The organism is Glycomyces niveus (assembly GCF_017592475.1).
In the GTDB taxonomy this organism is placed as follows: Bacteria; Actinomycetota; Actinomycetes; order Mycobacteriales; family Micromonosporaceae; genus Glycomyces; species Glycomyces niveus.
Genome location: NZ_JAGFNP010000012.1, coordinates 102,023 through 115,861 on the forward strand (window position 1 = coordinate 102,023; position 13,839 = coordinate 115,861).

The following is a 13,839-nucleotide window of genomic DNA, read 5'->3' on the forward strand; positions in this document are numbered from 1 at the left end:
GCCACTTCAGGTTGATCGACGCGAGGTCGACGAACACGCGGCGGAGCCAATCGGGCTGCTCGATCGCACAGGCGCGCTGCAGCGACGGCCCGGCAAGCCTCGCGATGAGGGGTGCGGGTTCGATGCACACCTGCCATGGCGGCGGACCGCCTCAAGGTGCAGCGTGGGGAGCAGCTGCACGAGGTCGTGCAACTCGTGGCCGGTGCCGGCGTGCGACCAGTCGACGACGCGGCATTCGCGCTCGCCGACGCTGCCGACGATGCACACGTTGTCGCTGCGGAAGTCGCCGTGCACCAGGCGGGTGCCGGGCTCGAGAGCGGTGTCCGCCGCCGCATCGACAGCGGTCAAGGTCTCGGCATTCGCCTCGAGCCAGCCGCGGATGACGACACCGGCATCGACAAGCCGGTCGGCCAGCTCGATGACTCGCGGCCACTGTGGTCCCGGCCGGCTGGGGGTCCGCGGCAGATCGGCAGGAACCGGGACTCGGCGCAAACGGTCGAGGGTGCCGCGGAGAACGTCGATGTCGCCAGGTCGCCAGAGCGTCGACGTGCCACCGCTCGGATGTCTGACGCCGGCCGCAGGCCAGTAAGCGTCGGACAGGTCCTCCATCACCGGCAACGGGTGTCCGGTGCCGTCGTCCTGCCGGCCGAGAGCTTCGGGCGAGAGACCGGTGCCGCGCAGGAGACCGAGGATCCGGTGCTCGTTGGGCAGCCAGCCCGCAGTCTCTTCGCTGGTCGCGCCTTTGACGAACGCGGCGCTGCCGTCGCGGAACGTGACGACGAGCCGGTCCGCACCCGACAGCCCGAACTCAGGCGTACGCCAGGCCGTCGCAGTCTTGCCGAGCAGCGATCCGACCGTCTCGGCGATCACCGGCGTTCTTGCAGCTGTCACCACCTAGAAATAGCAGGCGTCTTCGAGGGCCGACGCGAGCCGATCAACGCGGCAGCTCGGCCCAATACCGGTGCAGCCGTTCGGCGAGTTCGCGCGGGCGGGCGAGGGCGATCATGTGGCCGCCGTCGATCTCGTCGGGCGCGAAGCCGAGCCGGTCGCGGACCACGCCGCGCATGAACAAGGGCGGGAAGAAGAGGTCGTCGCGGCACAGCAGGAACCGCGTCGGCACCTCCGGCCAGGCCTTGAGCGGCGACGGCTCCCCGTCGCGCTCCCCGGTCTGCTCGCGCCCGCGCGCGGTGCACTCCTCGGCCAGCGCGGCGGGCACGCCGTTGTAGAACGCGTCTTCCACTTCGGGGAACTGGAGGTCGCTGAAACCGGTCGCAGCCCACCAGTCGTTCGGCGGCTCGCCCGGAGCCGGGACCATCGCGGTCACCAGCACCAGCAGCTCGCTCTCGACGCGGGAGCACACGATCGGGGCCACGAGCCCGCCCCACGAATGCGCGACCACCGCGAGGTTCGGCCGGCCTTCGCAGGCGGCCACGACCGCGTCGGCGTACTCGGAGACGCCGTTCGCGGCGTCCTCGATCGGCAGGTCGACGGCGATCACTTCATGGCCCAGCTCCCGCAGGACCGGCTCCACCAGATGCCAGTCCCAGCTCGTACTCCCGCCGCCGTGGATCAGTACGAACGTCGCGGCCCCGTCAGCCATGGTCGGGCTCCTTCACACTCGATGTCTTCCGTTGCGGGCGTTCGGTGCTCACCACGAGTACGACGGCGGCGACGACGATCGCGCCGCCTGCGACGATCGGCACGGTCACCGCCTCTGACAGCACCAGCCAGCCGAGCAGCACCGCCACCAGCGGGTTCACGTACGCGTAGGTCGCGACCAGCGAGATGTTCGCCGCCTGCAGCAGCCACACGTACGCTGAGAACGCGACGACCGACCCGAACACCACCAGGTATACCCAGGCGCCCCACGCCCGCAACGAGTATTCGGCGGGCGCGAACCGCTCGCCCCCGGCCAGGCCGACCACGAGCAGGAGCGCTCCGCCGATCGCCATCTCGTAGACGGCCGCCACGAACGCGTCCTTCGGCATCCGCAGCCGCGGCTGCAGCCACGACCCGAACGCCCACGACGCCGACGAGAAGAGCACCAGCAGCAGCGCCCAGAACGGGAAGCCGCCGCCGATCCCGTTGGCGGCCAACAGCACCGCCAGACCGGCGAAGCCCATGAGCACGCCCGCGACGGTCGTCCGCTTCGGCCGTTCCCCGGCCAGGACCCGGTACAGGAGGACCCACAGCGGCACCGCCGCGATCAGGAGCGCGACCAGGCCCGAGGGCGCGCCGCCGCTCTCGGCGATGGTCACGAGGCCCTGCCCGAGCACGGGCAGCAGCAGGCCGATGAGCGCGCACGACCACACTTCGGCGCGGGTCAGGGCGAGCCGCGCCAGCCCGCCGCGCACCATCAGGATGACCGCGAGAATGACTGCGGCACAGAGGAATCGGCCTCCAGCGGCGATCATCGGCGGCATGTCCTCGACCATGATGCGGATGCCGAGGTAGGTCGATCCCCACACGATGTAGACGATGGCGAGCGCGACCACCACGAGGACGGGCCGCGACGGCATCAAGCGCCGCGACCTTCCACCGGAACCCGGCTCGACTGCTGTTGCTGCGGTCATGCCATCACGGTAGGCGGCGGACGCTCCTAGGGAAAGTGAAAAGTGCCCTGGAGCTTCAGCGCTCGACCGCGAGGGTCACCCCTAGGCCGATGAACACGGTCCCGGTCGCCGCGTCCATGCGGCGCTGCACGGCTTCACGGCCGCGGAGCCACCCGCCGATCCGGCCCGCGAGGACGCCCACGGTCCCGTCGGCCAAGAACTCCAGGACGATGAGGACCGCACCGAGCACGGCGAACTGCAGCCAGACCGGAGCTGCCGCAGGATCGATGAACTGGGGCAGGAAGGCGGCCATGAACGTGAACGTCTGCGGATTGGCCATCGAGGAGACCGCGCCGTTGAGGAATGCGCGCCGGCCGGACAAGCCGCCGCTCGCGACCGGATCCGCCTGCGGCCGCTTGCGGTTGCGGATGATCTGGACGCCCAGGTAGACGAGGTACGCCGCGCCCGCGATGCGCAGCACGGTGAACACGACGGGGAACGCGGTGAGGAGCACGGCGAGTCCGGCGGCGGCCGCGACGATGTACAGGGCGTCGCCGGTGACCACGCCGAGCGTGGCGAGGAGACCGGCGCGGGCGCCGCCGCGTATGCCGCAGCCCAGGACCATCAGCATGTCGGGACCGGGAGTCACCAGCGCGACGACGGTCGCGATCGTGAAGACTGCGAGCAGGTGCGGGTCAACTGGCATCCGCAGATCCTCTCACCCAGCACGCCAAGGCTGCACCTCGATTCGGGACCGGGTATACGAAAACGCCCCCGACTCCGGGACGGGAGTCGAGGGCAGAGTCTGCGGCAGCGGGGCGCTGCGGCCGGGTTTGTCAGCCTCGGTCGGCGACGCGGAGGAGGCCGGTGAAGTCCGAGGCGGTCAGGTCGAAGACCGGGGAGTCGTGCCCGAGTTTGGAGTCACGGACCTGGAAGCCGGCGTCCGTGTTCCGAGCCTCCACGCAGTCGGTCTGGCCTGAGTTATTGCTGCGAGTGCTCTTCCGCCAGCTGGTGTACTCCACCATCGAGGAACCTTCCAATACCTTGCGAGTTTGATCGCAGGAACCTGCGGGCTTGATCATACAAGCCGATTTTCTCCTCATCGACCACGTGGCGGCTCTGGTCGAGCTGTTCCACGTAGACAAAGGCAGGCCCCGCTGGGGTCTGCTCATCGGATTCGAACGTGTCAAACGCGTAGGTCGCGAAATGGGGCGGCTCGACCACACGCACCTCGCAGCCTGGAAGCGAGTCAACCCAGCGAAGCCGTTCGATCTGGGCGGTCTTCTCCTTGGGCGTGAGCAAGGCAAGATCCGCGAAAGCGCTTCCAGGCACGTAGAACTCAGCTCGAGGATGGCTCTGGTCCTTGAACCGGGCGAAGAATCTCTTGGAACGCCGCTCCTTGCGCCGCCAGTTCCTCACCTGGTTTGCGGGATCTTCCATCGGCCCAGCAAGCACCTTCATGTGGTACGGCTCAATCTGCAGGAGCGCAGATAGCAGAAGCGGGTCCCACTTGACATGAACCGGATAGGTCCGCTCGCCGCTCTCCACGATGTAAAGGTTGCGCTCGTCGAGGTCGGAGATCAGCTCGGAGTTCGTGAGAAGCTGTTCGCTGACATGCAGGATGAACCGCTTACGATCCGGTTCGACCTCGGCCAGGTCGCAAAGAAGTGAGAGGTTGCCCTTGTCGGGGATGCGGCTGCCGTCGAGCCATGCCCGGACTGTGGTGGAGCTCTTGCTCATCACTCTTGCGAACTTGTTCGGGGTCCAGCCCGCGTCTTGCGAAATGGTGTTGACCTCGGCGGTCAAGTAGGCCCGAGCGAACTTCTGGTACACGACCGTGCCTGCCATCCGATGCTCCCTGCGCTGCGCGAATAACGGTTTGTAGCGATGATCGCATGAACCGCCCCAACCTTATTCATCACGACTCGGCCCAATTTCGGTGCACCGTAACGGAGCCTCCATTACGGTGCACCGAAACGGGATACCCATCATGGAGCGTCGTTCCGGAGCGTCGAAACAATATGGGATACATAGCAATTGACCAGGCAAAACATCGCCTATGTTGGATTCATCGCGGGTCGCCTCCCGGCTCGCGAACGGTGGGGATGCCGGGGAGTCTTTGCCTCGCAGTGCATCTGTAGGTCTCTTCGTGGGTTCCTCGGCACTCCCACTGTCGGCTATCCGACACACTCTGCAATGGAGGTTGCGATGTACGGCACAACCGATCCGAGTCCGTTGGAGCGGGGGCAGTTCAGCGATGGCCGAAGGGTCTTCGTCGTCCGCGCTTCGAGCGTTCAAGCATCCGACTCGTTCCTCGTGCACACCAAGGGAAACCAGTCCGATGTCATCCTCGTCGTCTCCGGCCTGAGCTCCGGCGACCTCCACGCCACCTGGAGCGACGAATGGCGCTCCGCCACCCCCGAATGGCGCGAGTGGGCGCGCAACAACGCCTTCAAGGCCTTCCACACCGTCACCCCCGCCGAACCGGCCGCTCCGGCCAAGATCAGGTTCTGCCGTGGCTGAGGGCGAGCACTGCCTCGGCAAGTTCCGCCGGCACCCGGTCGAGTTCTCCGTCATCTTCACCGCGACGCCGCCCGGCACGCCCGTCGTCTACCGGGTGGACTGCGATGACGGCGTCGGGCCGCACGAGGTCTGCCGCTTCGGCGACGACCCGGACCAGCCCGTGGTCTGGCGCGGCGCGTGGCAGGGCGACGAATGGTGCCCATGGATTGTTCAAAACGCCCGCGAGTTGGTCACCAATCCCAGTCGCTTCGACTTCTAGACTTGACACCGAGGCCGGTCGAACAAGGTGGAGTTCGACCGGCCTCACTCCGTTCCCCATCGGGCGCCCCCTCCTCATCTTCGGCTCGAAGCCACTGAGGCCCAAAAACATCGCTGCCGATATATATCTAGGAAGTCCATGATCCCGGTGCGAGAGGCAAATACAGCGATGATCAAGCCCGGCTGGAGACTCGATAGGACAGTGCCGCTCAGACCACGCAGCGTGCTCGGATATATTGGGGCAGTTGAGAACCAAGCGGCTCAAGAGGAGAGAAATGCGTAAGACCTGGATGACCCGGATCACCCTCGCGGGAGCCATGGCAATGGCCATGGTGGGCCTGATGGCGTCTCCCGCCTCCGCGGATAACAAGTCGCTCGGGGACTCCCACGGGAGCTTCACGTTCATCGACGACGGCGATATGTTCGAAATCTGCGATGAGAAGGCCGACGGCCACGGTGTCATCGGGCGGCTCGTGCTCGTCAAAGCCGGGATCGACGGTTCCTTCAACTACGTCCTGATCCTCGACGACGGCGGCGACGCCGGATGCGACAAGCAGGGCTTCAACATCGGCAACCTGCACTCCTACCGGCTGGAGTACTGGTGGGAGGGCAACAAGGGGGACACCTTCCAGGCGACCGGCTGGTTCAACGAGTAGCCCCGAGCCCGCCTCGTCCGTCCGGCGAAACCCTCAGTGCTCCAGCACGAGCATCGAGTTAGGGTTCGGGCATGAGCGCACAGGACTACCTCGCCGAGCTGTTCTCACTCGAAGGGCGCGTCGCCGTCGTGACCGGCGGGAGTTCCGGGATCGGGAAGGGCATCGCCACCGCACTGGCGCGCGCGGGCGCGAAGACCGTGGTCGTAGCGCGTGGACGGGAAGCCTTGACCGCCACTGTGGACGAGTTGACCGCGCTCGGCTGCGAAGCGGCCTGGGTGACCGGTGATCTCAGCGGACGCGACGCCATCAGGGAGGCAGGCGAGGCCGCGGCCGCGGTCTACGGGGAGCCTGACATCCTCGTCAACTCCGCCGGGATAAACCTGCGCCCGCCCATGAGCGAGATCGACGAAGGCGTCTGGGACGCGACCATGGCGGTGAACCTGGAGGCGCCCTTCCTGCTCGGGCAGCGGTTCGGGCCGGGCATGGCCGAGCGCGGATTCGGGCGGATCATCCACGTGACCTCGCAGCAGGCGCACCGCGCGTTCGTGCAGAGCGGCGTGTACGGCGTCTCGAAGGGCGCCTTGGAATCCCTGGCCCGCTCGCAGGCCGAGGCGTGGTCGCCGCACGGGGTCACCTGCAACACGCTGGTGCCCGGCTTCGTGATGACGCCGCTGAACGAACGGCTCGCATCCGACCCCGAGAAGGTGGCGGCCCTGGCCGCGCGCACCATGACCGGGCGCAACGGGCTCGCCGAGGACTTCGCGGGGGCGGCCGTGTACCTGGCGAGCCGCGCCTCCGCGTACGTGACCGGGCAGGCGCTGTTCGTGGACGGCGGGCTGTCCGTCCACTGATGCCGACGGGGTTCAGCGTGTGCTTCGCGGTGCCGCCGGAAGCCACCGGGGGTAGTCTGTCGGGGCCAGCTGTCGCCTTGCGGGCCTTGCGCTCCGAAAGGAACCCCCCATGAGCCGGACCACCCTGACCGCCAGCCTCGTCAACGCGGTGCTGCGGCCCTCCTTCAAAGGCCGCAACCGGCCCCTCGAGACCTGGCAGCGCACCGTCGCCGCGATCGAGAAGTCGACCGGATGGTCGACCGCCGGGGACGAGGAGTTCACCGCGGACCTGGGATTCCATCTTCGATGCCTCGCCAAGGAGCCGCAGTTGACGCCGCTCGGCTGGCAGTCGGGCATCGAGGACGCGGCGAAACGCCAGGAGAACCGGCTGCGCATCCGGCAGCGGCTGATCGAGCACCCGGAGATAGCCGACGAGCGGATCGTGGCCCCGGTGTTCGTCGTGGGCCTGCCGCGTACGGCGACCACGTTGGCGCACAAGATCCTCGCCGCCTCTGATGCGCATCGCGGCCCGCTGATGTGGGAGATGATGCGCACCGACATCCCCCAGCACCGGGCCGAGGCCGACAATGCGATCAAGAAGCTCGAGTCGGGGACCCGCATGATGGTCAGGTTCTCACCGTCGTGGGAGGTCATCCACCCCATGAGGGTGCATTCGCCCGAGGAGTCGATGCTCATCCTGCCGCACGGGACCTATCACCTGATCCTGCGCGGGACGCTGCCGAAGTACCGGCGGTGGCTGGAGGAGCGCGACCGCACCCCCGACTACCTGTACCTGAAGCGGGCGCTCCAAGTGCTCCAGTATCAGCGCGAGCCGAAACGCTGGATGCTCAAGTACCCGGCGCACCTCAACGACATGGAGGTTATCAAGCGAGTCTTCCCTGACGCGACCTTCGTCTGGACGCACCGCGACCCGACCACCGTCATGGGCTCGGTCTGCTCGCTCATGGAGACCTCGTGGTCGCTGTACCAGCGCCGCCTCGACTTCGAGTCGATCGGGCAGGTGGCGTTGAGCCTGCTCGTCGAGTCGATCGAGGCGGGCCGGAAGGCGCGCCTCGCGCTTCCGGCTGAGTCCATCGTGGATGTCCCCTACCACCGGCTCAACTCGGACCCGGCGAACGAGGTCCCCAAGCTGTACCAGGCGATCGGCGCCGAGTGGACCGCCAAGGACGCGGGCAACCTCGAGAACGTCCTGGCCCGGCCGGTGCGCGACCGCCGGCACGAGTACTCGCTGTCGCGTTACGGCCTGTCCATTCAGGCCGTCGAGGACGCCTTCGGCGACTACATCCGCCTCTGCGGGACGCTCAACTCGCGCTGACACCCGCACTTGGACGAGCCGCGGGACCCGTGCATCTTCCTGATGCACCGGCCCCGCGGCGATTCCCGGCCTACAGGCCGGTCTGGTTCCGGAAGTCCTCGATGGACCCTTGGACGCCGTCGGCGCCTTCCTGCGCTTGGCCTTGGGCGTTGTCGAAGCCCTCCTGCACCTGGCCTTGCGCGTCCTGCACCTGGTCCTGCGCGTTCTGGACGCCGTCCTGCGCCTGCCCCTGCAGGTCTTCCGCCGCACCGCCGAACTGCTCGCCGAGCTGGTCGACCGGCGCGTCCGCCGCGCCGCCGATCATCTCCTCGGCCTTGCCCTTGACGTCTTCGACGGCCCCCGAGAACATGTCCTTCAGCTCATTGAACTTGTCCGCAAAACCCATGGTGTACCCCCTTGTTCGCGTTGGCCCCTCCAACTATAGGGGTTTGCCCCGAAAACCCGAAATGCACTGACACGATGTGTCACGGTCCACCTCTTGCAAGCGGGTGCGCGGCCCGCCGGGTCAGTCGCCGTCGAGGTCGGTGCGCTGCCGCACCACGCGGAGGTCGTCGCCGTCCCAGGCCATCTCGTAGAGCTTGCCGCGCGCTCCGGTGAAAGGGCGGTGGAGGACGAGCATGAGATCGCCTTCGAAGGTGGTGAAGAGCATCCCGTGGCCGGAGTCGCCGCGCACGAGCGGTTCCCTTTGCTCCCAAGGACCTTCGAGGCGCCCGGAGGGGGACACGGCCCAGGTCTGGACGTAGTCGCCGTCCACACCGCCCGGGGTGAGGCGGTTCTTCTCGTAGGTCGACCACAGGCACACGAGGGCGCCGCCGGGGGCGCGGACCAGCTGCGGGCCGTCCGTCACGTACGGCGCGAGCTGGTGCGGGACCCCGGCCGGGATCTCGCGGGTGAGCCAGGGGGCGTCCGAGCCCTTGAAGAGCATCACCGCGTCGCCGGCGACCGCGTCCAGGCGGTCGTTGAGCGGGAACGCCTCAATGGTGCCGTCGATGCGCTGCAGCCACTCGTTGGCGTAGACCATCCACGGGCGGCCGTCGTCGTCGGTGAACAGCGTGCCGTCGAGGATCATGAGCTCGGGCGGCAGGATCGGCGCGTCGGGCTTGAGCATCCGGAACGGGCCGGTCGGCGCGTTGGCGACTGCGACGATCGTGGAGCGGCGGTAGTTCGGGACCGGGAACGGCGTGCCGTACTCCCCCGGCCCGGGCACCGGCAGCGGCACGTCGGTGTTGTGCAGGGTGGTGAACAGGTACCAGCGGCCGTTCCAGCGGTGCACCTCGGGCGCCCACGCGCCGTGCACCGCCCACGGCGACTCCTCCTCGGCGACAAGGAAGACCGGCACCGGCTCGGCCCAGTTGAGGAGGTCGCGGGACCGGTAGCACATCGTGCCGACCCCGGCGTCCGAGAGCGGGCCGGTCGCCGTGGCGGTGAAGCCCTGGTTGGCGGTGTAGAGGTGGTAGAGGCCCGACTCGGCGTCGGCGACCACGTACGGGTCGTGCAGCGGCATCTCGGGCAGGCGCAGCGGGAAGGCGGACGGCATCGGCTCGCTCATGTCGAAAACGCTATCAGGGCGATATCCGCTCGACACGACGGTCGCTCGGGTCGTACAGTGCGGCGGTCAACGCAGGTCCACGAGCTTTGGAGATGATTTTTTGAAGGTCCAGGCGCACGCGGTCGGAGTCCGACCGCTCTACGACACCGTCAACAGATCATCGACACCAAAGGACTTCCATAGTGGACCTTCCACAGTCATTCGTCATCGCCGAGAGCAGCCACCGCATCCACAACCCCTTCGATAGGCGCAAGCTGGCCCAACTGGGCGAGGCACTGCGCCTCGCGCCCAGCCTGACCATGCTCGACCTCGCTTGCGGGTCGGGCGAGATGCTCTGCGCCTGGGCGCGGGACCACGGCATCGGCGGCACCGGGGTCGACATCAGCACCGCGTTCACCGCGCGAGCCAAGGCCCGCGCCGCCGAACTCGGCGTCGCCGACCGCTGCGAGTTCCTGCACGGCGACGCCGCCGGGTTCGTCGCGGACACGCCCGTCGACATCGCCGCGTGCATCGGCGCCACCTGGATCGGCGGCGGCGCCGCCGGGACGATCGCGCTCCTCGAGCAGAGCCTGCGGCCGGGCGGCCTCATGCTCATCGGCGAGCCTTACTGGCGTCAAGACCCGCCGGACGAGGCGACCGTCAAGGGCTGCTACGTCGGCGCCAAGGGCGACCTGTTCGATCTGCCGGGCCTGTTCGAGCACTTCGGCGCCCTCGGCTACGACGTGGTCGAGATGGTCCTGGCCGACCAGGACTCCTGGGACCGGTACTCGGCCGCGCAGTGGCTCAACATCCGCCGCTGGCTCGACGACAACCCGGGCCACGACCTCGCGGAGGAGATGCGGCACAAGCTCGATGTCGGCCGCCTTAACCATGTGCGCTACCAGCGCGACTACCTCGGATGGGGCGTCTTCGCCCTCATGAAGCGGTAACGGCATGACGAGAGGGCCTGGCATCCGCCAGGCCCTCTCGCGTTGCGCGCCGAACGATGACGCTAGCCGAGGTTCGCCTGGGCGAGCCAGTCCTTCGCGATCGTCTCGGCCGGCAGCTCCTCGTCGACGCTGCGGGCGTTCATGGTGAGGAGGGCTTCGGGGGTCATCGCGGCGCTCACCGCGTCGATGACCGCGGCCGCCTCGTCGTTGACGTTGTCGCTGGCGAGCGGGACCACGTGTGAGGCCAGGAACAGGCCCTTCGTGTCCTGAAGGGACACCAGGTCGTTAGCGGCGATCGACGGGTCGGCGGTGTAGATGATGGCCATCTGGATGTCGCCGTCGTTGAGCGCGGCGACGGTGAGCGGGCCGCCGCCGTCCTCGATCGGCGTGAAGCCGACCTCGATGCCGTACGTGTCGAGCAGGCCCTGCGGGCCGTTCGGGCGGCTCTCGGCCTCGGAGTTGGCGCCCATGGTGATCGGCACGCTCACGTTGGCCAGGTCGTCCACTGTAGTGAGGGACCATTCGTCGGCGAACGCGCGGGTCACGGTGTAGGAGTCCTGGTCCGTGGCGGGCGACTGGGCGAGCACGCGCAGGCCGTCGGGGGTGGCCTCCTGCAGGGCCGCATAGACGTCGTCGCTCAGGCGGGCCTCGGTGTCGGGCACCCAGTACTGCAGGAGCGGGCCGGTGTACTCGGGGAAGAGGTCGATCGAGCCGCCCTCGATCTCGGGCAGATAGGCCTCGCGCTGGCCGATGCGGAACTGGCGTTCCACGGTGAACCCGGCGTCCTCGAGGGACTGGGCGTAGACCTCGGCGATGATCTCGCTCGAGTAGTAGTCCTGCGAGCCGATGACGATGGTGTCGCCGTCCGATTCGCCGCTGGAGAGCGGGTCGCCGGACGAGCAGGCGGAGGCGGCGAGGGCGGCCGCTAGCGCGACCGCGCCGATGGCCTTGGTGCGGGTGTTCATACGCGTTCCTTCTCTCGGGGAATCTCGGGCAGGTCGGCGGTGTCTTCGGCGGTGTCTTCGGCGGGCGCGGTGATGCGCTGTGCCGCAATGCGTTGCGCGGCGGCGAGGAGCAGTTCGAGCAGGAGCGCCAGGGCGGCGACGAGGAGGGCCCCGGCCAGCATCTCGGCGTAGTCGCGGGATTTGAGGCCGGAGAACAGGTAGCGGCCGAGGCCGAAGTCGGCGGTGTAGGCGGCGAGGGTGGCGGTGGCGACGACCTGGAGGACGGCGGCGCGCAGGCCGCCGATGATCACCGGTGCGGCCAGCGGGATCTCGACTTGGAAGACCACTTGGCGCGGGCTCATGCCGATGGCGCGGGCGGCGCCGGTGACCTCGGGGTCGACGTTCTGGACGCCCGCATAGGCGCCCGCGAGGACCGAAGGGACTGCGAGGACGATGAGCGCCAGGAGCGGTGCGCCGAGGCCGATGCCGAGGGCGAGGCCCAGGAGCGTGAGCAGGCCGAGGGTGGGGATCGCGCGGGCGGCGCCCGCGATCGCGCCGACGAGTCCGGCGCCCTTGCGGGTGTGTCCGATGAGGACGCCCGCGGGGAAGGCGAGGACCGCGGCGGCGGTGACCGCGGCGAAGGTGATGGCGAGGTGCTGGAGGACGCGGGTGGGCACGCCGCCGGGGCCGGTCCAGTGGGCCGGGTCGGCGAGCCAGGCGAGGGCGTCGAGGAAGAGGTTCATGTCGTCTCCGCTCGCGGGAGCAGGCGTTCGCGGCGCTTGGCGGTCCAGGGGGTGAGGGCGCGCCCGGCGGCGATGAGGAGCGCGTCGAAGAGCAGGGCGAGGGCCATGGTGGCGATGACGCCGGTGGCGACTTCGGCGGGGATGCCGCGCTGGAACCCGTCGGTGAGGAGGGTGCCGAGGCTCGGGACGCCGATGAGGGCGCCGATGGTCACGAGGCTGACGGTGCTGACGGCGACGACGCGGACGCCTGCCAGGAGCACGGGGACGGCGAGGGGCAGGTCGACGCGCCAGAACACGCCCAGGGGCGAGTGCCCTACGGCGACAGCGGCTTCGCGGACGCGGGGGTCGACGGAGCCGAAGGCGTCGGCGGCGGTGCGCACGAGGAGCGCGAGGCCGTAGACGGTGAGGGCGATGATCATCGTCGCGGGCGAGCGCAGCGGGATGCCGAAGAGCACCGGGATGATGATGAGCAGCGGCAGGGCGGGGATGGCGTAGAGGAGGCCGGCCGCGCCGAGGACCGCGCCGCCGAGGCGGGGGCGGCGGTGGGCGAGTCGTCCGATGGGGACGGCGAGGAGCACGCTCAGCACGATCGCGGGGGCGCTGAGCAGCAGGTGGTCGCGGGTGAGTTCGATGACCTGCGGCCAGTTGAGGGTGAGCCAGTTCAAGGCGCGAGCACCCCCACGGGGCGCCCCGAGCCGTCGACGGCGACGGCCCGGCCGTCGATGTCCATGATGGAGAGTTCGCGTTCGGCGCGGTCGGCGCCCACGAAGTCGCGCACGAAGTCGTCAGCGGGCGCGCCGAGGATCTCGGCGGGGGTGCCGCGCTGGGCGATCACCCCGCCTTCGCGCAGGACGACGACCTCGTCGCCGAGGAGGAAGGCCTCGTCCACGTCGTGGGTGACGAACAGGATCGTCTTGTGCAGTTCCGCTTGCAGGCGAAGGAGTTCCTCCTGCAGGTCGCGGCGCATGATCGGGTCGACGGCGCCGAAGGGCTCGTCCATGAGCAGGATCTCGGGGTCGGCGGCGAGGGCGCGCGCGACGCCGACGCGCTGCTGCTGGCCGCCCGAGAGCTGGCCGGGGTAGCGGCGGCCGAGCTTCGGGTCGAGCCCCACGCGTTCGAGCAGTTCGCTTGCGGCCGTGCGGGCCTCGCGCTTGGCGATGCCGTTGAGCACCGGAACGGTGGCGATGTTGTCGAGGACGCTGCGGTGCGGGAGGAGCCCGCCGTGCTGCAGGACGTACCCGATGGAGCGGCGCAGGGCCACCGGATCGCGCTCGCGCACGTCCTCGCCGTCGATGAGGACGCGGCCCGAAGTGGGCTCGACCATGCGGTTCACCGTGCGCAGCAACGTGGACTTGCCCGAACCGGAGGAGCCGACGAGCACCACGCTGCGGTGCGAGGGGACGACCAGCGAGAACTCGGCGACGGCGGCGGCGTGGCCCGGGTAGGTCTTGGACACTGATTCGAACTCGATCACAGCGACTTCCCCTGACATGGGCAAAACGGTCACGGTCAGTCTATA

At 68.7% G+C, this 13,839-nt stretch carries 18 protein-coding genes; 6 read left to right on the forward strand and 12 right to left on the reverse strand.

Features of this window, described 5'->3' with window-relative positions; all coding sequences use genetic code 11:
* Positions 1-6 precede the first annotated feature (6 nt).
* From J5V16_RS19445 to J5V16_RS19470, 6 genes are all read right to left on the reverse strand, one after another.
* Positions 7-870, reverse strand: coding sequence for a phosphotransferase family protein (locus J5V16_RS19445; RefSeq protein ID WP_208498633.1), 864 nt, complete (start codon positions 868-870; stop codon positions 7-9).
* A gap of 64 nt (positions 871-934) precedes the next feature.
* The gene (locus tag J5V16_RS19450; RefSeq protein WP_208498634.1) at positions 935-1,600 is read right to left on the reverse strand and encodes an alpha/beta fold hydrolase; all 666 of its coding nucleotides are present in this window, start codon (positions 1,598-1,600) and stop codon (positions 935-937) included.
* A complete protein-coding gene (locus J5V16_RS19455) occupies positions 1,593-2,573 on the reverse strand; it encodes an EamA family transporter (RefSeq protein ID WP_243901469.1) in 981 nt (326 codons plus the stop codon). Before J5V16_RS19455 ends, J5V16_RS19450 begins: the two co-directional genes overlap by 8 nt.
* A 55-nt stretch (positions 2,574-2,628) precedes the next feature.
* Positions 2,629-3,258, reverse strand: a complete 630-nt coding sequence (locus tag J5V16_RS19460) for a LysE family translocator (RefSeq protein WP_208498635.1) — start codon at positions 3,256-3,258, stop codon at positions 2,629-2,631.
* A 130-nt stretch (positions 3,259-3,388) separates the two neighbouring features.
* Positions 3,389-3,514, reverse strand: a complete 126-nt coding sequence (locus J5V16_RS19465; RefSeq protein ID WP_307793021.1) for a hypothetical protein — start codon at positions 3,512-3,514, stop codon at positions 3,389-3,391.
* A gap of 19 nt (positions 3,515-3,533) precedes the next feature.
* Positions 3,534-4,400, reverse strand: coding sequence for a Scr1 family TA system antitoxin-like transcriptional regulator (locus J5V16_RS19470; RefSeq protein WP_208498637.1), 867 nt, complete (start codon positions 4,398-4,400; stop codon positions 3,534-3,536).
* Between the two features lie 468 nt (positions 4,401-4,868).
* On the opposite strand from J5V16_RS19470, the gene J5V16_RS19475 reads away from it, so the two are divergent.
* The 5 genes from J5V16_RS19475 (at position 4,869) to J5V16_RS19495 (ending at position 8,155) form a co-directional block, all read left to right on the forward strand.
* Positions 4,869-5,075, forward strand: coding sequence for a hypothetical protein (locus J5V16_RS19475; protein ID WP_208498638.1), 207 nt, complete (start codon positions 4,869-4,871; stop codon positions 5,073-5,075).
* Entirely contained in the window at positions 5,068-5,334 is a 267-nt protein-coding gene (locus J5V16_RS19480; RefSeq protein WP_208498639.1) for a hypothetical protein, read from the forward strand. Before J5V16_RS19475 ends, J5V16_RS19480 begins: the two co-directional genes overlap by 8 nt.
* A 274-nt stretch (positions 5,335-5,608) precedes the next feature.
* Positions 5,609-5,989 carry a hypothetical protein gene (locus J5V16_RS19485; protein WP_208498640.1) on the forward strand — a complete coding sequence of 127 codons (381 nt, stop codon included), beginning with the start codon at positions 5,609-5,611 and terminating at the stop codon, positions 5,987-5,989.
* A 71-nt stretch (positions 5,990-6,060) separates the two neighbouring features.
* Positions 6,061-6,840, forward strand: coding sequence for an SDR family NAD(P)-dependent oxidoreductase (locus J5V16_RS19490; RefSeq protein WP_208498641.1), 780 nt, complete (start codon positions 6,061-6,063; stop codon positions 6,838-6,840).
* A gap of 109 nt (positions 6,841-6,949) precedes the next feature.
* Positions 6,950-8,155 carry a sulfotransferase family protein gene (locus J5V16_RS19495; protein ID WP_208498642.1) on the forward strand — a complete coding sequence of 402 codons (1,206 nt, stop codon included), beginning with the start codon at positions 6,950-6,952 and terminating at the stop codon, positions 8,153-8,155.
* Between the two features lie 70 nt (positions 8,156-8,225).
* Here J5V16_RS19495 and J5V16_RS19500 read toward each other — a convergent pair whose 3' ends face one another.
* Both J5V16_RS19500 and J5V16_RS19505 read right to left on the reverse strand, forming a co-directional pair.
* Positions 8,226-8,540 (reverse strand): hypothetical protein, encoded by a 315-nt coding sequence (locus J5V16_RS19500; RefSeq protein ID WP_208498643.1) that lies wholly within the window; start codon positions 8,538-8,540, stop codon positions 8,226-8,228.
* 120 nt (positions 8,541-8,660) lie between these two features.
* The gene (locus J5V16_RS19505) at positions 8,661-9,704 is read right to left on the reverse strand and encodes a glycoside hydrolase family 43 protein (protein WP_208498644.1); all 1,044 of its coding nucleotides are present in this window, start codon (positions 9,702-9,704) and stop codon (positions 8,661-8,663) included.
* A gap of 182 nt (positions 9,705-9,886) precedes the next feature.
* Between J5V16_RS19505 and J5V16_RS19510 the strand changes: the two genes are divergently transcribed.
* A complete protein-coding gene (locus J5V16_RS19510) occupies positions 9,887-10,633 on the forward strand; it encodes an SAM-dependent methyltransferase (protein ID WP_208498645.1) in 747 nt (248 codons plus the stop codon).
* A gap of 62 nt (positions 10,634-10,695) precedes the next feature.
* Here J5V16_RS19510 and J5V16_RS19515 read toward each other — a convergent pair whose 3' ends face one another.
* Genes J5V16_RS19515 through J5V16_RS19530 form a run of 4 tightly spaced genes read right to left on the reverse strand, consistent with a single transcriptional unit; the run spans position 10,696 to position 13,794 of the window.
* The gene (locus J5V16_RS19515; protein WP_208498646.1) at positions 10,696-11,598 is read right to left on the reverse strand and encodes an ABC transporter substrate-binding protein; all 903 of its coding nucleotides are present in this window, start codon (positions 11,596-11,598) and stop codon (positions 10,696-10,698) included.
* Positions 11,595-12,320 carry an ABC transporter permease subunit gene (locus J5V16_RS19520; RefSeq protein ID WP_208498647.1) on the reverse strand — a complete coding sequence of 242 codons (726 nt, stop codon included), beginning with the start codon at positions 12,318-12,320 and terminating at the stop codon, positions 11,595-11,597. Before J5V16_RS19520 ends, J5V16_RS19515 begins: the two co-directional genes overlap by 4 nt.
* Complete coding sequence (locus J5V16_RS19525; RefSeq protein WP_208498648.1) at positions 12,317-12,985, reverse strand: ABC transporter permease; 669 nt, start codon at positions 12,983-12,985, stop codon at positions 12,317-12,319. Before J5V16_RS19525 ends, J5V16_RS19520 begins: the two co-directional genes overlap by 4 nt.
* A complete protein-coding gene (locus tag J5V16_RS19530; protein ID WP_307793022.1) occupies positions 12,982-13,794 on the reverse strand; it encodes an ABC transporter ATP-binding protein in 813 nt (270 codons plus the stop codon). Before J5V16_RS19530 ends, J5V16_RS19525 begins: the two co-directional genes overlap by 4 nt.
* Positions 13,795-13,839: the final 45 nt, after the last annotated feature.

Bases quoted from the DNA above. Each gene is read 5' to 3' on its own strand.
- J5V16_RS19470 (WP_208498637.1), bottom strand. From the start codon at position 4,400: ATGGCAGGCACGGTCGTGTACCAGAAGTTCGCTCGGGCCTACTTGACC.
- J5V16_RS19505 (WP_208498644.1), bottom strand. From the start codon at position 9,704: ATGAGCGAGCCGATGCCGTCCGCCTTCCCGCTGCGCCTGCCCGAGATG.
- J5V16_RS19490 (WP_208498641.1), top strand. From the start codon at position 6,061: ATGAGCGCACAGGACTACCTCGCCGAGCTGTTCTCACTCGAAGGGCGC.
- J5V16_RS19450 (WP_208498634.1), bottom strand. From the start codon at position 1,600: ATGGCTGACGGGGCCGCGACGTTCGTACTGATCCACGGCGGCGGGAGT.
- J5V16_RS19515 (WP_208498646.1), bottom strand. From the start codon at position 11,598: ATGAACACCCGCACCAAGGCCATCGGCGCGGTCGCGCTAGCGGCCGCC.
- J5V16_RS19485 (WP_208498640.1), top strand. From the start codon at position 5,609: ATGCGTAAGACCTGGATGACCCGGATCACCCTCGCGGGAGCCATGGCA.
- J5V16_RS19520 (WP_208498647.1), bottom strand. From the start codon at position 12,320: ATGAACCTCTTCCTCGACGCCCTCGCCTGGCTCGCCGACCCGGCCCAC.
- J5V16_RS19460 (WP_208498635.1), bottom strand. From the start codon at position 3,258: ATGCCAGTTGACCCGCACCTGCTCGCAGTCTTCACGATCGCGACCGTC.
- J5V16_RS19495 (WP_208498642.1), top strand. From the start codon at position 6,950: ATGAGCCGGACCACCCTGACCGCCAGCCTCGTCAACGCGGTGCTGCGG.
- J5V16_RS19500 (WP_208498643.1), bottom strand. From the start codon at position 8,540: ATGGGTTTTGCGGACAAGTTCAATGAGCTGAAGGACATGTTCTCGGGG.
- J5V16_RS19455 (WP_243901469.1), bottom strand. From the start codon at position 2,573: ATGACCGCAGCAACAGCAGTCGAGCCGGGTTCCGGTGGAAGGTCGCGG.